We start from the raw sequence: 18,242 nt of genomic DNA, 5'->3' as shown, positions 1-18,242 counted from the left end.
CGGAGAGCGGCGGGCCTCGCGGCTATGACGCAGCCAAGAAGGTCAAAGGGCGCAAGCGGCACTTCGCGGTCGACACGCAAGGGCTGTTGCTCGGCGTGCTCGTGCATGCCGCGTCCATCCAGGATGCGGACAGCGCGGGCGAACTGCTCCGACGTATCAAGCCTCTCTACAACTGGCTCCGGGCCGTGTTCGCTGACAGCATCTATGACCGCCTCGCCGTCCTGCTCGCCTGCTTTCTGCTCGGCCTGACGTTGATTGTCGTCCGCCGCGTCGCAGGCCCCAAGGGCTTCGTCCTGCTGCCACGCAGGTGGGTGGTCGAACGAACCATCGGCTGGCTCGGCCGATGGCGGCGCCTGTCGAAGGATTACGAGCAACGGCCCGAGGTCGCCGAGGCGATGGTCACCCTCGCCATGATCCGTCTCATGCTCCACCGTCTCGCTCACCCGAACCGCAAGCGACTTCCTGCCCCGTAGCTTTCAAAACAGCCTTTCAGTGGCGCAGACCTTGCTCGAACGAAGCTGCACGGGGTCAATCTCCGTCGAGTGAATCTCCATAAGGCGAAACTGCGTGGAGCGGACCTTCGCGAGGCAGACCTCCGTGAGGCGAACCTACGTGAAGCCGACCTCGGCGAGGCGAATCTTAGCAAGGCGGACCTTAAAGACGCGGATCTCAACGGAGCGTATCTCGTCAGGGCGGACTTTAGTGGGGCAAATCTCGACGGAGCAGACTTTGGCGAGGCAGACCTGGGCGAGGCAATTCTCCGCAGTGCAGACCTTGTCGAGGCTGACCTCAACGGGGCCAATCTCCGCGAAGCAGACCTCCGCGAGACGGATCTCCGTCGGACAGGTCTTCGCGATGCCGACCTCGGGGCGGCGGACCTTCGAGAGGCGAACCTCGCCGAAGCAGACCTCAGACTAGCAAATCTCATTGACGCCCGCTTCGACCGCGCCAACCTATCCGGCGCGAAGCTTTGGGAAACGCAGCGTAGTGGCTGGTCGATTAAGGGCGTTATCTGTCACTCAGCCATTTGGGGGAAAAGCGGGGAGGAGCCGACTTTATACGGAGAAGGCGAGTTTGAGCGCATCTTTGCCGAGAAGGTTCGCATCATGCTCCGCTATCCCGGCGGTATTTCACCGGCAGATCTTCTCACGCTGCCGCTCGTCGTAGAGCGGATGCAGGAAGAATACCCTGACACTGTGCTCCGGATTCAATCTATGCAGAACGATGTTGGCGGAGCATCGGTCACGATCACTGTCGAGGACCTCAAGAGCCGTGAAACTGATGTTTTTGCAGCGGAAGTCGAAACACTGCGCGGCGGTCTTCTCGCAATTCAGCGCCGCCTGCAATGCGAGCAGAGCCTGCGATTGACAATTCAGGCAAAATATCAGGCTGTGGTTGGGGATGTCTTGCCGCTATTGCTGGCAAAAGCAATTCCAAAGCAGGAATTTAACATTGGCCACATTGCCGCACCAATGATCGTGGAGGGTCCTACAATGAGCGGAGACATCATCACTAATTTTGGGCAAGTCGGAGCAATTGGTCCTCATGCGAAAGCGCAGGGCAACAAATTTCAGCAAGTTCCGGGCAACACTGATTTAGTGAAGCTCGCGGAAGAACTCGGCCGGCTACGCGAGGCTATGAAAGGCGATGCCACCGGCACACTCGACCAAGACAAGGCAATTGGCGCCGTGGCTGACGCAGAGGAGGCGGCTGCGAACGGTGACGGCCAAGCCGTCCTGCATCGGCTCAAAAACGCGGGTAAGTGGGCGCTTGGAATCGCAGAGAAGATAGGCGTAGCCCTTGCGACTGACGCCTTGAAAAGAGCGATGTAGAAAACGCGCGGCAGTCAGCCGTATCACCTTGATCTACAACTCTTGCGCGAAGGCCTACAATCGTTCGACCTCCGCCGCCAAGTCGGGCTGATCCTCAGCCACGGTTGCCGTCGCGTCGGAGGTGAGCATTCTGGAGATACTCCCGATACGCGCCATACGGCGTGCTCGGGTCATTGCGGCGAGCCTCATCCGCCCGCAGCGCGTCACGGTACGCAAGGCGCGACGAGGTCAGCGCGTCCACCACAGGCTGCGCTGCCGGCGGCTGAATGGCGCCATCCCGCATGGCCTTGAGCGCCGCGTTCTCACCGCGGAGCCGCTCCAGTTCAGCGACGACGCGGGCATCGGCGTACAGCGTCTCGTCACCGACGGCCGTCTTGGTATGGGTGGGCTTAGTGGACATGGAAATCGGTCCTTGCACTACTGGGGGAGGGGAGGGGGCTGCGTTGCGCAGCGGCTGCGCGGGCGCTGGAGGCGCCGCGTCCATCATCATCGGCACAGTGATGCTGGCCCGGTGTGCTGTGCGCCGCGCTAGGGCTAGACCCGCCTGCCGGTCGAAAGCGCAGAGCCGCTTGACCTCGGCCGCATCGGCGGCATCCAGCCAGAACTCTTCGTCGCCAAGGCGAAGGGAAGAGGTCATCTCAGCGCACGACCTGCTGCGAAGCAGGCGCTTGGACGGGCCAAGTGGTCAACATGAGCCGCAACGCGAGCAGTTCGCCCGTTTGGTCGGCGACCACGTGGCGCAGCGCCGTCACCTCGCCGCGCAGTTGCGCGACCTCGATCCGCAGGCAGGCGGCATCGTTGACCAATTTGTCGATGGCGCTGCTCATTTCGGCAGTCTCACCTGCGACCAGTAGGCGCGCTCAAGAAGCAACTGCGAGGGCCATGTCATCGTGATGCCATCGCGCGGCATCGGCACACCTTTAGCCGCAGCATACCGAAGCATTGCATTGGCGCGGTCAAACGTCCGACGCGCTGCTTCCACACATTTCGCGTCCAGCGTGGTTCCCGGAAGCAGCCCGATGCGATCTTCCGGCCGAGTATGCTGGCCAGGCCGGACCTTAACCGCCGCCTCGCACTCTTGCGCAGCTTGGAGGCGTAGCTCGATGCCCTTGGTGCGGACGCCCACATGGGCTTCGGCAATGGCAATCTTCAGCGCGGATTCGGCGCTGGCGATCAGCGGGGCGAGGTGCGCGACGGCCTCGGTCAGAAAATTCCGGTAGCGTTCGGCACTGGCCACGTCCTCATAAGTGCGGTTGACCTCGGCCGCGGTGACGGCCTCACCGGCGCCAGCACGAGCCACCAGCGCAGGCAAGACGCCACGCGCGTGGGCATAGGCAGCTGAGGCGGTGTCGGCTTGAGAGACAATTCTGGCGCGCCGGCCTTGCAGTTCGTCCAGCGATGCCTGGGCGGCGTCTACCGCATCCATCGGCCCGCGCACTGAAGCAATTTCGGCATGGAACTCCGCCTCAGCCGTCCGCTTCGCTTCGGCTTCTGCGCGCATTCGGTCAGCGGCTGCATTTGCCTCAACCCGGCGCTCAGCCTGCTCCAGCACGCGGCGGGCTTCAGCGAGGGCAGCCGGATCGCGCAGCTCGCCGAAGTCGGGAAGGGCGGCGCTCACGACCGAGCCTTTCCGGCCAGTGCACCCGCATGGTCGCGGACAAGGTCAGCCACCACCGCAGAGACGGATACTCGCCCGCCTTCACGCTCCGCCCGCTCCACAGCCGCGCGGCGCAGCAAAGCCAGTGCTTCGGCAGGAAGCCGAACACCGGTGGAAATGAATTCCTCCGCATGAGAGGAAGCGACGGCCATGTGAAAGCCTCGTTCTGACACCCATAGTATAACGGCATGACAGCATTTGTGTTCAAGCCCATAAACACAAAAAATCCGGTCCACAAGTAAGGTGGCCGAATTTAACGTGGCGTAAAGCGATATGCACCGGTTTTACCTGAATGAAATACGCAACTGACAGGCCGTTAAATCGTTATGCTGGCGCTTGGGTCCATCTCCAGCCTAGGCAAATGGGGAAGAGACGGCGGGGCCGCAGGCGCAAACAGCCTGCGGCCCCGTCTATTTCAAACCAGACCCCGTCGCAGTATCTCCATAGCGACCGCCGACACATCATCCCCCAGATCAGCGACACTGCGCACTCCGAGCAGATCGCATGTGATGCTGGCGACTAGGTCGATGTCGTCCGAGCGGTTGATCTCGTGTACCAGCACGACCGCCGCCTTTGCCCGAAGCTCGACCGGAGTGTTGGCTACGGCCTTGCAGACCTCCCGCTCCAGGTGATGCATGCGATCTCCCTGCTTCCGGGTTTCAGCTGCGGCCTTCGTGCCCAACCGAAACTCAGTCTCCAGGTCTTCTTGGACGCATGTCGCCTCGTAGGCGACCCAAAGTTCAAGATACTCACGCGCCATCGCGCTGATACCATTGCTCATGCAGCTTTCCCCGCTTGAAGTTCTAACCGAGAGAGCCGGCCATCGCTGGCCGCAATCATCTGCGTCGTGTCCAGCACCGCATCTAAGGCGCCGTGCTTTACGAGCGTCTGGAACGCATCGGCGTTCGCGCCCAACATCCGTTCGCTTCCCGCGCGCCGAAGCTCAACAGGACGGTCCGCAGCCTCGATCGCGCGGATGCGGTGTCGCCACTCCGATAGCCATTCGGCGCGACCGGTGCAGACGGTCTCAAAGCCACCACGGTCTACGATTACCCAGGGGGAGGGGGCGTTCATGGCCGCGCCCTCCATCCACAAAGCCGCGTCACGTCGGCTGGCAAAGGACCGGACACTCGCAGATGCGGAGGCACAGCCATGTCCTTCTGCTGGTGCAGATGGCGCGCCAGCACCGCAAGCCGGGCAGCAATGGCCAGCACCCGCGCCGGCCGATCGGCAGCTTCGACCAGTTCGAGCGCGAGGACGTCGACGTCATGAGCGACGCTCATATGGCCTGCTCCAGCACCGCGGCGTCAGCCGTATGGGCCCGCCGCGCCTGGTCGGCCTCGATCGCCTGGAGAGCATCCGCCATGCGGGTGAACCTTCCCAATTTGCGTAGGAAGGCAATGCGGCAGATCGTCGGCGCCAGCAGAGCGCGGCGAAGTTCAGCGGCCGGGCGAGGGTCGCGCAGCAGCACGTCGTCAGGGATCGAGGTCATTTCCCGCCCCCTCACGCCGCGATCGAGAAAGGGGAGGCGAAGGCGGCGAACACCTCCGCCGCGGCGGCGCGCTCGGCTGCGTCATGCTCCGGCGCATAGTGCTGCGGCACGCTGGCGACCAGCGACACGAAGGCGAGGACCGCAGCGAAGGCAACGTCCTCTGTCACGCCATCGGCCAGCGGCAGCCATTCACCGTCGCGGACATGAAGGTCGGCGCGGAAGGTGTCGCCCTCGGCGCGGATGTCGAGGCAGCGGACGCCCGCCATGATCATCGCAACGAACGCCTGGTCGCCGGGTAAGGGGCGGTCGAGGACCGAAACGCCCTTCATGGTGGCGAGACGGCTAAGGGCGGGTCGGTCTACACAGATGAAAGCCATGATCCGGAAGCCCTTCCGGTGAGTGGTTAGGGTCGAGCGGGGTGTTTCCAGCACCTCGTTCGGCCCGCCTCGGGGGTGGCCCCTCGGTGACAAGTAAGCTATCATGTGCAAACAGGTATGCAAGTTTAATTTGCATTTGATAATATGACTGTCATGGGAAATCAGATCAGAGCGGCGCGGGCACTCCTGCGTCTAACCCTTCAGGACCTCGCCACCGCCTCAGGCGTGAGCGTGGCAACCATCATTCGCGCGGAGAAAGTGGACGGCGAGCCGACCATGACCCGTGCCAATCTGGCGGCGCTGCGGCGGGCGCTGGAGGACGCGGGAGCGGTCTTCTTACCGGACGGCGGCGTGCGGCCTAAGAAGCTAGGCGAGACAGGAACCAGCCAGTGAGCGCGCGGTGCGTTTGTGTGTTGGCGGCCCTCTCGATGGCGGCCTGCAATCCCACGCACCGAACAAGTGACGTGGGCGACCTTCGAGTTCATGTCGTCACGCTGCAAACCGGCCCCGGCTGGGTAGAACTACAAGGCGCTATCCCGTCTCATTTCGTGACGGATCAGATGGCGATTAAACCCGCCATCATGCAGACGCTGGCACGCGAAGCGGCGGCATACTGCAAGGGCGCATTCGTCATGAACCCCGACCGGTACATGGATAATGACTGGGCTGTGCAGCGCAGGTATGAATGCCAGTGACCCGCACCTGGTCGGCGAGGCACAACGACATCTTGTCGAAGGTAATCGATGACACAGGATAAGCCGAAGCTCTCCCCTGCCGAACAGCGGCGCAGGCGAGACGAGCGCACCGCGGCGATCCGCCTGCGGTTTGCGATCCGCAGGAATCTGGACGGCCGTGGGATCACCACCTCAGCCGGGATTGGTGAAGCGCTCGGGATGCCGGCTCCGGAAGCGCAGAGCTTGCTGAGCCGGCATCAATGGCGTGAAGGCGACGTGGCGATGCTCGAGGCAGTGGCAGTGCGCCCGTGGCTGAATACGGAGAAGCGCTAGCCTGCGCCCCACTCAGATCGCCAACAAGGCTCAGGAGGGCAGACGATGCACATCGGACACTCTCATGACCATCGACGCATGCTGCAAGGTAGGCGGGTCCTGGTCGTCGAGGACGACGCGCTAATCTGCATGCTGATGGAGGATGGGCTTATTAACGCAGGGGCTGAAGTCGTTGGTCCTGCCTGCTCCGTGGAGGAAGCGTTAGGATTACTCGCGAAAGAAGCGGCCGATAGCGGGCTGAACGCCGCAGTGCTCGACATAGGTCTCGATGGCGAGATGGTCCTACCGGTCGCTGACCGCCTAGCCTATCTGGGCGTGCCATTCATTTTCGCCACGGGCTACCCCGAGGATCACAATCGGGGCCTACACACGACCGCACCGACACTGGAAAAGCCATTCGACGGCAACACGCTGGCCGGCGTCGTTGGGGCCTTAATTGGCGGGAGGTGACGCTCCACGCTACCGGTGCCGTCATGGAGTGATTTCGAGTGACGACACCAAAGCTCACCCCTTCCGAGCAGCGCCAACGCCGCGAAGACCGCCTCGTCACCATTCGCCTGCGCATGGCGATCGGCCGCGCGCTGGAAGATCGAGACATCACCACGCCCGCCGCGATTGGCGAGGCGCTCGGGATGCCGGCGGAGGAGGCGACCAAGCTGTTAACCCGGCGGCAATGGCGCGAAGGCGATGTTGAGCGGCTCCAGGCGGCTGCGGCACGGCTGGGGCTGACTGTGTAGTTTTCCGGAAGGGAAGGAGACGACCTATGCCGGCTGACTTCCTCGCCAATGATTTCGAAGCCATCGCCCGTTCTATGCGGCCGGTAACATCACCCACGCCCGCGGTCCTGCATTTTTGGTACATGCTCAGTGTACTGACCAGCGTGCACGAAAGCGTCGAAGCGGCGGTGCAAGAGGCTTATGCGTTCGTCGCAAGCGACACGCGAATTCCGGTTCTTATCACCGCGACCGACGGCACTGTGCTGATGGACAACGAGGAGCTTGCTGATGCCGTAAACCGTTACCGCGAGGGGATACCGGTTTAGATGCCCGCGGAGGGAAGCGGTCGCGGCGTGGCCAAGGCTGAAACTGGAATGCCCATGATGGACACCCGCACGCGGTGGGCGCTGGGCGTGATCCTCGCCGCCCTGGGCATTGCCATCGTGGTCGCCGCGGCCGGATCCGCGTAGGGCGGAGCATTGCCGCTAGGCGCCTGGTGAAGCACCCATAGCCAACACAGACCGGTGTCCGGCTATTTGCAAGGATGTTAACGGCAATCCTTCAAAGCAGACCGGGATCGGACGCTATAGTTAGCCCGAAGCCGTTTAATGCCCGGTCAAGGGACAGCACTTCCGAAGCCAATCGGCTCGCATCAAAGGGCTTGATGAATACTCGCTCCCAAGGTCTCATCAAGCGATTTCGCAGCAACTCAGGGCTTCCAGTCTCATACACAACACGTAAATGCGGCATCTTCCGACGAGCTTTGGCAGCCAGCATTAACCCGTTATCGCCGTGGCCGAGCTTTAAATCAGTAACTAATACTGTGATGATCTCAGGTGGACTGTTCAGGATGGAGAGTGCGGTAGATGCATCCCCAGCCTCTAGAACACGCAATCCGACATCTTCCAGGAAATCGACTAGGGTCAGGCGAATTGCAGCTTCGTCCTCAACCAGCAGCACGCACATGTCGACCTCGCTTCACTGCTGGTTAAAGGGTGATATTGTCTCTCGGAATATGTAAGGCCTTAAAATCAACCAGCACGGGCATTTTACCCGCAATGGTTGTGTGGCTGAGATGCCTATTATCGCTGATACTCGTGCTGTTACCGCGTCGCTCAGGCTGACGGCCTGGATCGGACCTCAACACCCATCCACAGCCTCGCGCACCATCAGCCAGTCCGCCGCGCTGACCAGCCCTTTGGCGACCGCCTCACGGCCTGCCTGGATGAAGTCGATGCGCTGGGCCTGCGCCAGCACCAGGATACGGACGTAGATCCCGTTGAGGCGGTCGGCCTCGGCCTTTACGACCAGCTTGTCGAGGTCGGTGCTCATCAGGAATCGCCCATCCAGCCATCCTGAATCCATAGCCGAAACCAACGGCTAAGTTCTACATTTGTTCACGCATGTCGCGGCACCTCGACGGCAGCCCGAAGCCGGCCGATCCGATCTGGTATCGCCAGCACGAGAGGCTGCACGTCCGCTGCCGGTGCGGACATCAGGCCAGCGGCATCATCGGCCTGATCGCCTTGCAGGCCAGGATGGGCGGGCACGAGCGCCTGTGGCGGCTTGTCCAGCGTCTGCGGTGCTCGCGGTGCGGCGCACGTGACCCGGTTGTCGAAGTCGGTTGCTAATGGATTTCATGGATTGGCTGGAACTTGAACGCTTGGTACGCGGCGTGCGGGCAAATCCTGGTGCCTTGACACTTTGCTGTACGGTTCTGTGCCGACGGATCGTGACTTGCGTGCCATAGTGGATTTCCATCGCCTGCCACTGGCGGGCACTGATCTACCGGCAGGGCGACTGTAATGCGCGCTCACTTCGGTCAGCTTTGGGACTGGCTACTAATCTGCGGATGGGCAGCCTTCGTCCTGTACGCGCTTTGGCAGATCTTCCACTAAAGAGGCGACCAGGTAGCTAAAGCGGCAACACGGGACGCTGTGGCGACTTGTGCGGCGGCTCCGGTGCTCGCGGTGTGGGCCGCGTAGTCCGGACGTTGAGGTTTGGTGCGGGGCAGGCAGCCTGCATCTGCCACTAGGATGGAGACGAGATCGCCGTTGATCCTAGCTCGCCCCGCCCAACAAAGATGCCGACACGAACCAAGGTCAGATAGGCACGGCTAAGGGAGGGGAGATCACCTGGAGCGGCGCTTGCGCTGGACAATGGCGGCGGCGATCAGCAGCGGCAGGAAACTGCCTAGCAGCAGGCTGACGTTGAACACCTCATCGAGGTTAATCGCGAACCAGGCCAAGCGTTCACCGCTCATGGTGCCTCCAAAATTGGGCCTCCATGACAGAGAATGCAGTTCAGCCTGATTTGTGCCAACCCCGATGCGACGCCGGCCGGGCTCAAAGCGACGATGTTGGCGGCAGTAACTTGAGCACTCGCCATATGATCCACACGCCGAGACCGGCGAAGAGCAGGCCTGTATCCATCAGCCAGGGATGCCAGGCCACGGCACTGAGCAGGGCTATAGCCAACCCGCCCCACAGCAAGATCCGAGCGATGTAGATATGATCAGCCACCCCGGCTATTCGGGCTTCGTGCATCAAGTCTGTCTGCATAACTTTCCCCATCGGTGATGGGAGAACGTCTGGGTGGTGGTTTTGTTGCGACTTTGGCTACGTGCGTCAGGGGCCTCAATGCGGGCTGGGCTGCCTGGCTAAAAGAGTGGGATGCGGGGGAGGCAGCCGGGCGACTGCCGCTAGGAGCAGAAGCGGAACTCCGTTCCCAGCCCGCCCCGCCAGACGAAAATGGCGCGGGTACTCCGCCTCAGATATGCACGGCCCGGCGAGGGGCGATCACCTCGGGCGGCGCGTGGGATCAGTCACTTTGGACGCTAACGCTATGGCAATGATGGCCGGCTACGCCACATTGATGGCGACGAAACCCCTTCAGTTAAAACGCAATCCAACATCCAAAACTCATGGCAATGACGAGGGACGCTTCCCCCTCTCTGTCTGCATACCGATGGTTACAGCGATGTGTCTGGCGTCGTGGCTAGCAATCTTCGCCGTCCTGAAGTGGATATTCTAACTCGATAGGCGAGCTGCGGCGCTCGCTTATGGCGGATGTGGCGGGGCAGGCGTCCCTCGTCGAGCCAGATGTCCACAAGCGGTGTGATCGTGCCCACGACGCCGAAGGTCACGCCGTTCATGGGGTGGTCGCGCATCACCAAGCCGCAAACATGGCCGCCTGGGCAGCAGTGAATTTCAGCGCCCCGGTATCGGTAGGAGGGACCATCCCAAGGGCCTTAGGCGGCAAGCTGCTCAAGTGGGTGGGAAGGGGAATCGGGCATTCCCGATTTTAGCCAATGGCGAGCAACCCTAACATGATTTCACCCATAATGATAGAAAATTCAGCCTTGAGCGACGGTCAAAATCAGACTTATAACAATCAATGGTTAACTGCGGCGTGTTCCGTGGCCACGAAGCGGGGTCATCGACATGGAGAACCAGAAGGGGTTTGTTCTGATCCTGCAGAGCGGCGCCGGCGGGTACCTTGCCTGCCTGGACGTAGCTGACGCTTGCCAGCACGCCTCCTACGCTGAGGGAGACGGTTGGGTCTTTCGGTTTCAGTTCGAGGGGTTTCGAAGCGCTCGGCATCGACGCGGTCGGCCGATCGTGAAGCTACGCCACATCTCGACGTTGGGCAGCCCAAACGCGACGGCTATGCCATCGGCCATCAAGAGTGCCGGTGACCGACACAGCGTTGAGTACGCGCTGGACGGCCAGTGAAAGACCGTCCGCCGGCACGGAGTGGATTATCTGATCTGCATCATGGTCCGGAGCCCTTCCACGGTCTCGCCTCGCTCCAGCATCGCCAGAACCTGGCGACCGTCACGCCATGCGGCTTCCGCAGAGCAGAACAACGGATCGGACGAAAATACAGCGAAATCACCTTCGTCCTTGAACACCCGCCAACCCCAACGGTGAGGGTAGCGGGCAAGGAGTTCGACTTTAACATAGCCGAAGAACGCAGGAGGGCGCGGAGGCGACATGCAGCAGCACCTATCAACGGTGGGCTTAAAACATGCACCTATACAGATTAATGGATTTTGAGGCCGAGCGCCGCTGATGGCGTGGGGATTAACCGGCGAGGTACCGTGCGCTGCTGTCGTTAGGCCGCGCGTGCAGATACCGGTCGGTGGTGGCCACGCTGGCATGCCCGAGCGTCGTCTTCACCAGCGATATCGGCGCGCCCCGATCAAGCGCATGGCTCGCATGGGCATGCCGCAGCCAGTGCGCCGAGACCTCCGGCGGCAAGCCAGCACGGGCTGCTGCTGCCTTGACGATGCGGTGCACCTGCGAGACGTCCAGGGCGCCGCCCTTGCGGGAACGGAAGACCGGCTCGTCGCCCGCGGCCACCAAGCGCAGGTTCGTCAGTTCGCGCCAGATGCTAGGCTGCAGGAGCACGACGCGCGTCTTGCCACCCTTGCTGAACACGGTGACCTGTCCGGCGTCATCACGGGCGACCAGGTCTCGCCAAGTGAGGCCGCATATCTCGCTGATGCGTAGGCCACCAAGGTAGAGAAGCCGGAGCAGGCAGTGGTTCCGGGGATCCTGCTCGAGGGCGAGCATCCGGTGCACAGCAGCTTCGTCCATAATGCGTTCGCCGAGTGTCGCCTTGACCGGCGGCAGCTTCACCGGCGCGCCGACATCGAAGACCACGTAACCGACGCGATGCGCGAAGGCGAGCAGCGACTTCACCGAGGACAGGCGGCGAGACTGGCTGGCGGATGAGAGTTCGGCGAGGCTAGCGCCGTAGGCCTGCACGTCGCCGATGGTGACGGAGCGGAGCGGCTTGCCGACATGGGCCAGGAAGACGCGGACGTCCGCCTCATAGGCTCAGACGGTGTGGCGCGAGCGACCGTTCAGCCAAAGCCCGATCATCGTCTCGTCGGTGTCGGCCTGCGCTATCGGAACCGCGACGGCTTCGACCGCCTCGACTGCCACCGCATCGGTTGCTGACATGCTCGATCTCTGTCGCGCGTCTAATGCGAGATAAGTTCTTCTCTTGCATTCGCAAGCGGCATTGAGGGCAGGGGGCTCACGCTCCCGTTTACCCTGCCGATGTCGGAACGTGTTGTGAACCTGCGGCAAAACTGCCACATTGATGGGAAGGCGCATCATCTACCCCCCCGAATGATGCTGCGTTGGCTACCAGGCCCGCTTCCGCCCCCACGGAGGCGGGCCGCTTCAATTCCGGGAACGCTCCGAATGTCCGACCTAGCCGAGCAGCAGGCCGCCTTCGCCGAACTCTTCACCGAACTCGCGCTGCAGAGGCTGCACCCGAAGTCGGTGCTACGGCAGCCGGCGCCGCCCTCAGATCTCAAGCAGACACTAGAGCGAATAAACGAGGCGATGTTCACGATGTACAGCAGCCGACGGGACTGATTTGCCGCCACCGCTCGGACCGCTCTGCGTTGTCTGCCACTGGGGCGGCTAGAGCCCCCTCCAGCAAGGCGAGGACGCATGGCTCTCTCTGACTTGGTGAACAAACCTGTTGCTCGGGTGGCCCGCGCCGCACGCCAAGCGCTCGAGCGCCTTACGCCTGAGGCGGCAGCGTCGCAGGTCTCATCTCCGGCGCGGAAGTCGAAGGGTTGGCGCAGGCACGTTCGCCAGACAAAGGCCCGCCAAGGCACGAACAAGCGTTAGATTTCGACTAACCACCAAACCGAACAGCCAGCAAAGCCGAGGCAAACCGCCTTGGGCGACGCCAACGCTTTACCGAATCCAGGAGCCGATCCGCTGGCCAACCAGCCGCGGCCCGCGCCTCGAGAGTCTGCAGAGGAATGCCGAGGGCCTTCGCCTCTTGCTCAATTGCAGGCGTTAGCCGTTGCTGGGGCCGCGCAACAGGTTCGCGTTGGGTACTCTCCCTGATCAGGGACTTAGGGTGCGCACGATGGGCGCTACTGTGACGACCTTGAGGTTCCCTCGGCCGCCGTAGGTACTCGCCAGTTTCGCCGCGCTTGATGCGCGCGATGACGGAAGCAGTTGTCATACCTGCAGCGCGCGCGATCTCTTTGATCTCACCAGCAGTCAAATGTTCCCCAGACGCCTTAACGCGACAACCCAGACTTGCACCAGTTTGAATGTCGGATGCCATGTTGTGCCGCTTTCGTGAGTACGAAATGGCACAACGTCACCGGGCTGGTTCGTTTGCAGCCGCGCGCCGGAATAACATGATTTAGACAAGCATGCTGGCAAGAATATGGACGTGTCCGGCGTCGGTCAGCTATCCCGCGCTGTGGGAGTGCTTGCCGCGCCAGGCGTCACGGGATCGAAGCGGACGGCGTTCCGCGCCATATGTGCTAGAGTCTCGATTGACCGCTCGAAGCCGGCTGCCGACGCTGGTGAAGCATCGTGCTCAATTTGTGCCAGCGCGCTGGGTAGCATTGCTTCAAGGTTGCGTAGGATTTCCTCGCGCTTGGCATGCGGCGCACGTGTAAGAAGAGCAACGTGCGCGATCAGGACTGCAAAAGCACCTTTGATGGCATGGATCTCTCCTCGCAACGCATCAATCTTATCGTTCTGCTGTGACAGCGATTTTGCTAATTCCGTCTCCATCGGAGCACCTAATACGTCGGTTCTCTCGTGATTAGATCACCGCCCGTGCCCCGTCGAGACTGGTTCGCAGTTCGCCAGCTAGCGCCATGCTATCGTCGAAACTGGCCGCTAAACTGCATCGACAGCACGCGCTCGGCTGCGTCGAGCACACCGTCCCGCATGGCCCGCTCGTGCAGGTAGGCGAACCCGTGCGGCTGAAGCCGCCCCATACCAACGGTCAGCGCGGCCGCGTGCTGCTCGAGCAACTGGGTCGCCTCGCCGAGGATGGTGTCGATGGCGATCGCGGCGAGTTCGCGCATGTCCGCGCCGTTGGCCAACGCCTCGTCCATTCTCGCCTCAAGCAGGCCGGTCAGCGGGTCTGTCGTCAGATCCTGCAACGCTACTCCTCCTCTTCAACCGGCATGCTGGGTTGCGTGCGTTTGGCTGTAGCGACGACATGCTGGCCAAGCGCCGGCAGCCATCCGTCATCCTCAGACTGGGAGACAACCGCCTTACCGAGCGCGCCACGATCTACCAATCCGGCGTCGGCGAGGTTCTTCACTGCCTGGCTGTGCTTCAGGCGCACCTCGGCCAACGTCTCAGCTCGCTCCGACCACAATGGCGCCCATTCATAAAAAACCACGTTTCCACGGGGCTTCCTGCCAAGCGCTGACCGCAGCAGGCACTCATCCAACACCCGAAGCGCCGGTCCGACGATGTTCCGCTGCTTCGACGCGAGCGAGGAGAAGTAGCGCTCGTCGTCACTTTCTCCAGCAGTGCTCGCCTGCAACCCGCTGGCGCTGGATCGTCCGAAGAGCCGGCTTGACGGGATATCCAGTGCCCCGCACACACCGATCATCAAACGGTCAACCAGTTCGGGTAGCCCCGCGCCAAGATTAAGCTGTTTCGTAGTGATTTCCTCATTTTTATCCAGAAGTACGGTCGAAAATAAGCCTTTCATTGTGTTAGCAAGGGCGAACCGGCTGATGATGGCGCTTCTGTACGAAGGATTCAAAACGCCCTGGTTGAGCCCTTCGACCTGCACGATGTCCTGCTTGGACTCGAATAGTAGATGCTGGATTGCACGCAGCGTTTGCTCGAGGTCGAGGATGGGTCGGTAGGCACGCTGCAGCGGAGACACGCTCCAAGGCTCGCTGGTAAGATGGTTGTCCAGGGCCGGCGACGGCGTAAACAGCGCCGTCCGCGACGGATGCACGCTGACATAGGTGCCGTCGGCGAGGGACAACCGGAATTCAGCGGGCTGGCCGTACCAGCGCGACGCGGGGTCGGTGATCAGCGGCCCGAGGCTCACCTGATCGCGGCTCAGAACTTGGACCCATAGCAACCCGCCGCGGCCGACAGTGGCCGGATCGAGCGGCAGGCGGGGGTCTTCGCTGTTGACACCGATTACTACCAGCGAACCGCCGTCGCGGGCGCTCAACACCAGGGCCTTCGCTACCTTGGCCTGCAGATCCAGTCGCTGCTCCTCAGCCTCGATCAACGCCACGTCGCTGCTGCGGCCCTGCCAGGTTCTCCAGCGAGACGTCATGTCGGCGGCTGGCTGCTCGATTGCCCTGGCTGCGATCCATGACGATTCCACCATCGCGCGGATCTCGGTCGAGGAGACCCGAGACCAAGTGTAGCCAGATTGCGAACTCTTATCGCGGCTCGAGCCGATGCCGCCCATTTCGCCGACGAGGCTGCGCAGAGAATCCGAGATAGCCCCAGAATAAGGGGGAATGGCGTTCATAGCGTGCGTCCCGGGGTCAACCGACCCAACTGTAGGAGGTGTCGAAAACGGGTGTGTCGGACAGCATCAAGTCGGATAATCCCCACACCGCAGCATCGGCACGGTCGGGTGACCCAGAACCTTTGAAGCCGCTACGGGTGAAGCCAGCGAGTTGATCTTCGAGGCGTGGGAAGCTGCCCACCAGGCGCACGCGTCCCTTCTCGAACAGCGCGGCGATCGGCTCGGCCCGAACTATCTTGCCGCGGCTCGCTGTAACCATCGTTACCGGCACGCCCTTGCGCGACGCACGGATTACGGCCTCCGCCATCGCGCCTCCGTAGTTCCGCTCAACGACGACGCGGTCAGCGGACCACTTGTCGAACAGAGCGACAGTCTGCACGCCCCAGGCTTCGGGCGACGCTTTCAAAGAGCCGTCCTCAAGAATGTAACCGACGCCTTCCCGGTCAATGCCGGCCACCACAATGCCGATCTCGTCTGCGTTCTCGTCTTCCTCATCGGACGCACCTGATGGGTCCACCGCAACCACGATGCGCTGCAGGGACGCCGGAGCCTCAGCGATGCGGCTGGCTTCGATCATGGCGCGCGACCACAGAGCACCGGCCAGATCGGTCAGGATCTCCGCCTCGAGTTCCTGCCGTCCGATGCGGGTGCCGGCAAACCGCGCCTCAAGCTGCTCCAGGAAGGCCGGCGCGAGGTTCGCTGCATTCTCGCGGGTGCTACCCCTCACCAAGTGTACGTCCCGGCCTGCACGGGCCACCAAGTCGCGCACTAGGGGCACAGGGCGAGGCGTCGTGGTAGCGACCACCTGCGGCTTGGAGCCGATGCGCAGGGTCATGGTGAGCATGTTCCAGGCTTCCACTGCCCGGTCCCAAGCCGCGATCTCGTCACACCACACCCATGAATGATTCGGTCCCCGTAATCGGTCTGGCTCTGCTGCAGAGTAGCCCTGGATGACCGACCCGTTGGCGAAGCGAAGCTCGAACAGCGAACGATTATAGGCGGTTGTGGGGTTGCCGCCTTCGAGGCACTCGGCTGGCACTGCCCGGAGGATGCCGCTTTCGCTCTCGAAACATATGCGGCGCAGGTCGCCGGCAGTCGGCGCCACCACAGCGACACGGGCACCATCATTCCACGCGGCCGTCCACCAGGCTTCCTGTGCGCCGAGCAGCGATTTGCCGAAGCCACGGCCCGCCATCGCCAGAAACACGAACCAATCTCCCGGCGGCGGGATTTGCTTCGGTCGCGCTTGCTCCAGCCACTTCGCACGCGCCGCGACCGCGGCCGCCTTGTCGGTCGGGAGGGCGGTCAGAAGCGCGGCCAGGTCGAGCCCCACTGTCACTCAGCCGTGCCCTCTATCGCCGTCATGGCCTTGTCCGCCGCCAGTTTCGCCATGAGCGCGCCGACTGCGCTGACCACGTCAATCTGGACCGGGCCACCCTGAGGGCCGCTCACCTCGACCTGCGCGACCTCGCGGAAGTCACACCGGCACTTCGCCCAAAATATCGCGGCAGACGCATTGGTCTTCGTGTGCGCGAATAGATGTCCCATGACGACGGCATTAGCACGGGCCATACCGCGGTCGAGTTCCACACGGTACTCGCGGTGCAGAACGGGCACTGACACGCCAACAAGGGCACCGATGCTTTGCTGAGGGACGCCCTTGCTGGCCAGTCCCTCGACCTGCCGTTTGATCTCGTCTGTCGCCCGGTGAGCGCGGCGGGGCATGCGTTGTTGCGCCTTCATGGTTAAAGGTATCGCCCTGGACTTGGCGCTGCTCCGCGTCAGCCCCAACGCTTTTCAAGCTCCTGTCACGCCAGATTCATCGCAGGCGTCTCGGTGACGGCTGTCGCTGACTGTGTTGGCGCCGGTAGCACCTGCACGGCCTCGGCGGCCACCGGCGGCGGCAAGAACAGCGCAGCGAACTCGCGCTCGGCCCGCGCCCGAAGTGACGCGCTGTCCAGGCGAAGCACCTGAGCACGGGGAGCGCGTTTCGGCGGGTAAAAAGGTCGGCTCTTGCGCATCCTAGCCTCCCTCAGTGGACGACACGGTCAAGCGGGGGATCGCCGCCGAGACAGGCGCCGTCGGCCCACTCGACTAGGTCGCGGGCAGCATCAATGACCGCCCGCCAGGCTTGGGCTTGCATCTCCTCGACCTTGTTCGGGATGAGCCGGTGCGGCGCCGGTGGCGCCCTGACGGCCCAGAGTTCGTCGCGCAGGTCGATCAAGCGCTCGATCCGCGTCATTCCCTCCAGGTCGGCCAGGCTGAAGCTTTCGGGGTGGTCGGTCATCACTCTTCGGTCCTCCTTGCCGGGCGTTCAGGTAGGCGTCTTCCTCCAGGCGGGGATCCACGGATCGGTGCTGCTGACGTGTCTTCAGGTCCGACCGGTCGGTAGGGCGGTGGTGTGGTCAGCCGAGAGGAAAGCGCTCCCAGATGCGCGCCGGCCGGACGGAGGATCGGGCCTGCGGTCGCGTGCGCGACTTGCACTATCGGCGGCAGCATCTGAGCGGCCACGGCGGTCACAGGGGCCGGGGTGGCGGGCCGGGGCGCATCCGATGGCGGTGGCGGTGGCGGGTCGTCCGGCACCCAGGCCGACAGGCCGCCCAGGGCTGCCTTCAACCGGGCCCGGGCAGCGACTTCCTCGCCCTCCCTGACCCAGACGGTGGCCATGGGTCCACGCGTCACCCCTCTGGGGCGGAAGCGGATCCGGCGGAAACAGTTCCAACCAGGGGGGTAGTGCGGGTTTTCCCTATAGTGATTATTGATCCGGCCTGGGCGGTCTTGAAGGCGAGTAGGATCCGTCCAGGTTGGGGGCATGAAGCATGTGGACATGCGCAAGCTGCCGGCGGCGGCGCAAGAGGAACGTCGG

General features: G+C 62.7%; 28 protein-coding genes and 3 pseudogenes. 10 read left to right on the top strand and 21 right to left on the bottom strand.

Annotated features, from left to right (window positions below; genetic code table 11):
* The 3 genes and pseudogenes from E2C06_RS30640 to E2C06_RS30635 all read left to right on the top strand — a co-directional run.
* Positions 1-473, top strand: a 473-nt coding sequence (locus E2C06_RS30640) for an IS5 family transposase (protein WP_133292379.1), incomplete at its 5' end; no start/stop codon positions are given.
* Between the two features lie 27 nt (positions 474-500).
* Positions 501-587, top strand: a pseudogene (locus E2C06_RS41235) (pentapeptide repeat-containing protein); the annotation flags it as partial.
* The gene (locus tag E2C06_RS30635; RefSeq protein WP_456305197.1) at positions 564-1,832 is read left to right on the top strand and encodes a pentapeptide repeat-containing protein; all 1,269 of its coding nucleotides are present in this window, start codon (positions 564-566) and stop codon (positions 1,830-1,832) included. The pseudogene E2C06_RS41235 and the gene E2C06_RS30635, both read left to right, overlap by 24 nt.
* Positions 1,833-1,926: 94 nt before the next feature.
* On the opposite strand, the gene E2C06_RS30630 is transcribed toward E2C06_RS30635, so the two are convergent.
* From E2C06_RS30630 to E2C06_RS30590, 9 genes are all read right to left on the bottom strand, one after another.
* Positions 1,927-2,469 (bottom strand): hypothetical protein, encoded by a 543-nt coding sequence (locus tag E2C06_RS30630; protein ID WP_133292377.1) that lies wholly within the window; start codon positions 2,467-2,469, stop codon positions 1,927-1,929.
* Between the two features lies 1 nt (position 2,470).
* On the bottom strand, positions 2,471-2,659 hold the full coding sequence (locus E2C06_RS30625; protein ID WP_133292376.1) for a hypothetical protein: 189 nt from the start codon (positions 2,657-2,659) through the stop codon (positions 2,471-2,473).
* Positions 2,656-3,450 (bottom strand): hypothetical protein, encoded by a 795-nt coding sequence (locus E2C06_RS30620; protein ID WP_133292375.1) that lies wholly within the window; start codon positions 3,448-3,450, stop codon positions 2,656-2,658. The genes E2C06_RS30625 and E2C06_RS30620 overlap by 4 nt, the downstream gene beginning before the upstream one ends.
* The gene (locus E2C06_RS30615; protein ID WP_133292374.1) at positions 3,447-3,641 is read right to left on the bottom strand and encodes a hypothetical protein; all 195 of its coding nucleotides are present in this window, start codon (positions 3,639-3,641) and stop codon (positions 3,447-3,449) included. Before E2C06_RS30615 ends, E2C06_RS30620 begins: the two co-directional genes overlap by 4 nt.
* 263 nt (positions 3,642-3,904) lie before the next feature.
* Positions 3,905-4,270, bottom strand: coding sequence for a hypothetical protein (locus tag E2C06_RS30610; RefSeq protein ID WP_133292373.1), 366 nt, complete (start codon positions 4,268-4,270; stop codon positions 3,905-3,907).
* Positions 4,267-4,563 carry a hypothetical protein gene (locus E2C06_RS30605; protein WP_133292372.1) on the bottom strand — a complete coding sequence of 99 codons (297 nt, stop codon included), beginning with the start codon at positions 4,561-4,563 and terminating at the stop codon, positions 4,267-4,269. The genes E2C06_RS30610 and E2C06_RS30605 overlap by 4 nt, the downstream gene beginning before the upstream one ends.
* A complete protein-coding gene (locus E2C06_RS30600) occupies positions 4,560-4,772 on the bottom strand; it encodes a hypothetical protein (protein ID WP_133292371.1) in 213 nt (70 codons plus the stop codon). The genes E2C06_RS30605 and E2C06_RS30600 overlap by 4 nt, the downstream gene beginning before the upstream one ends.
* Positions 4,769-4,981: a hypothetical protein gene (locus E2C06_RS30595; protein WP_133292370.1), complete on the bottom strand. Its 213-nt coding sequence runs from the start codon at positions 4,979-4,981 to the stop codon at positions 4,769-4,771. The genes E2C06_RS30600 and E2C06_RS30595 overlap by 4 nt, the downstream gene beginning before the upstream one ends.
* A gap of 11 nt (positions 4,982-4,992) precedes the next feature.
* On the bottom strand, positions 4,993-5,310 hold the full coding sequence (locus E2C06_RS30590) for a hypothetical protein (RefSeq protein WP_133292369.1): 318 nt from the start codon (positions 5,308-5,310) through the stop codon (positions 4,993-4,995).
* A gap of 192 nt (positions 5,311-5,502) precedes the next feature.
* Between E2C06_RS30590 and E2C06_RS30585 the strand changes: the two genes are divergently transcribed.
* From E2C06_RS30585 to E2C06_RS30560, 6 genes are read left to right on the top strand one after another with little or no spacing between them, the layout of a single operon-like run.
* On the top strand, positions 5,503-5,751 hold the full coding sequence (locus tag E2C06_RS30585) for a helix-turn-helix transcriptional regulator (RefSeq protein ID WP_133292368.1): 249 nt from the start codon (positions 5,503-5,505) through the stop codon (positions 5,749-5,751).
* Between the two features lie 20 nt (positions 5,752-5,771).
* The gene (locus tag E2C06_RS30580; RefSeq protein WP_133292367.1) at positions 5,772-6,053 is read left to right on the top strand and encodes a hypothetical protein; all 282 of its coding nucleotides are present in this window, start codon (positions 5,772-5,774) and stop codon (positions 6,051-6,053) included.
* A 48-nt stretch (positions 6,054-6,101) separates the two neighbouring features.
* Entirely contained in the window at positions 6,102-6,365 is a 264-nt protein-coding gene (locus E2C06_RS30575; RefSeq protein ID WP_133292366.1) for a hypothetical protein, read from the top strand.
* A gap of 45 nt (positions 6,366-6,410) precedes the next feature.
* Positions 6,411-6,815, top strand: coding sequence for a response regulator (locus E2C06_RS30570; RefSeq protein WP_133292365.1), 405 nt, complete (start codon positions 6,411-6,413; stop codon positions 6,813-6,815).
* A gap of 38 nt (positions 6,816-6,853) precedes the next feature.
* Positions 6,854-7,102 (top strand): hypothetical protein, encoded by a 249-nt coding sequence (locus E2C06_RS30565; RefSeq protein WP_133292364.1) that lies wholly within the window; start codon positions 6,854-6,856, stop codon positions 7,100-7,102.
* Between the two features lie 26 nt (positions 7,103-7,128).
* Positions 7,129-7,407 (top strand): hypothetical protein, encoded by a 279-nt coding sequence (locus E2C06_RS30560; protein ID WP_133292363.1) that lies wholly within the window; start codon positions 7,129-7,131, stop codon positions 7,405-7,407.
* Between the two features lie 235 nt (positions 7,408-7,642).
* Here the strand turns inward: E2C06_RS30560 and E2C06_RS30555 are convergent, their stop codons facing one another.
* The 6 genes and pseudogenes from E2C06_RS30555 to E2C06_RS40470 all read right to left on the bottom strand — a co-directional run bounded on the left by E2C06_RS30555 (position 7,643) and on the right by E2C06_RS40470 (position 12,051).
* The gene (locus E2C06_RS30555; protein ID WP_133292362.1) at positions 7,643-8,047 is read right to left on the bottom strand and encodes a response regulator; all 405 of its coding nucleotides are present in this window, start codon (positions 8,045-8,047) and stop codon (positions 7,643-7,645) included.
* Between the two features lie 174 nt (positions 8,048-8,221).
* Positions 8,222-8,413 (bottom strand): hypothetical protein, encoded by a 192-nt coding sequence (locus tag E2C06_RS30550; RefSeq protein ID WP_133292361.1) that lies wholly within the window; start codon positions 8,411-8,413, stop codon positions 8,222-8,224.
* Between the two features lie 799 nt (positions 8,414-9,212).
* A complete protein-coding gene (locus tag E2C06_RS40475) occupies positions 9,213-9,344 on the bottom strand; it encodes a hypothetical protein (RefSeq protein ID WP_277751901.1) in 132 nt (43 codons plus the stop codon).
* A gap of 1,864 nt (positions 9,345-11,208) precedes the next feature.
* Positions 11,209-11,682: pseudogene (locus E2C06_RS30545) on the bottom strand (tyrosine-type recombinase/integrase); the annotation flags it as partial.
* A gap of 87 nt (positions 11,683-11,769) precedes the next feature.
* Positions 11,770-11,913 (bottom strand): annotated as a pseudogene (locus E2C06_RS40655) (tyrosine-type recombinase/integrase); the annotation flags it as partial.
* 12 nt (positions 11,914-11,925) lie between these two features.
* The gene (locus E2C06_RS40470) at positions 11,926-12,051 is read right to left on the bottom strand and encodes a hypothetical protein (protein WP_277751900.1); all 126 of its coding nucleotides are present in this window, start codon (positions 12,049-12,051) and stop codon (positions 11,926-11,928) included.
* A gap of 246 nt (positions 12,052-12,297) precedes the next feature.
* Here E2C06_RS40470 and E2C06_RS38045 point away from each other — a divergent pair, with 246 nt between their 5' ends.
* Positions 12,298-12,474, top strand: a complete 177-nt coding sequence (locus E2C06_RS38045) for a hypothetical protein (RefSeq protein ID WP_165982769.1) — start codon at positions 12,298-12,300, stop codon at positions 12,472-12,474.
* 837 nt (positions 12,475-13,311) lie between these two features.
* Here E2C06_RS38045 and E2C06_RS30540 read toward each other — a convergent pair.
* The 6 genes from E2C06_RS30540 to E2C06_RS30515 form a co-directional block, all read right to left on the bottom strand.
* Complete coding sequence (locus tag E2C06_RS30540) at positions 13,312-13,647, bottom strand: hypothetical protein (RefSeq protein ID WP_133292360.1); 336 nt, start codon at positions 13,645-13,647, stop codon at positions 13,312-13,314.
* An 89-nt stretch (positions 13,648-13,736) separates the two neighbouring features.
* Positions 13,737-14,024, bottom strand: a complete 288-nt coding sequence (locus tag E2C06_RS30535) for a hypothetical protein (protein WP_133292359.1) — start codon at positions 14,022-14,024, stop codon at positions 13,737-13,739.
* A gap of 2 nt (positions 14,025-14,026) precedes the next feature.
* Entirely contained in the window at positions 14,027-15,376 is a 1,350-nt protein-coding gene (locus tag E2C06_RS30530) for a phage portal protein (protein ID WP_133292358.1), read from the bottom strand.
* Between the two features lie 16 nt (positions 15,377-15,392).
* The gene (locus E2C06_RS30525) at positions 15,393-16,709 is read right to left on the bottom strand and encodes a terminase large subunit domain-containing protein (protein ID WP_206664763.1); all 1,317 of its coding nucleotides are present in this window, start codon (positions 16,707-16,709) and stop codon (positions 15,393-15,395) included.
* Positions 16,710-16,711: 2 nt separating this feature from the next.
* On the bottom strand, positions 16,712-17,119 hold the full coding sequence (locus tag E2C06_RS30520) for a hypothetical protein (protein ID WP_133292356.1): 408 nt from the start codon (positions 17,117-17,119) through the stop codon (positions 16,712-16,714).
* 289 nt (positions 17,120-17,408) lie between these two features.
* Positions 17,409-17,663, bottom strand: coding sequence for a hypothetical protein (locus E2C06_RS30515; protein WP_133292355.1), 255 nt, complete (start codon positions 17,661-17,663; stop codon positions 17,409-17,411).
* Between the last annotated feature and the right edge of the window lie 579 nt (positions 17,664-18,242).

This window comes from Dankookia rubra (assembly GCF_004355005.1).
Lineage (GTDB): Bacteria > Pseudomonadota > Alphaproteobacteria > Acetobacterales > Acetobacteraceae > Paracraurococcus > Paracraurococcus ruber_A.
Note: the sequence above shows the minus strand (reverse complement) of the source record. Positions and strands in the feature narration are given on the sequence as shown.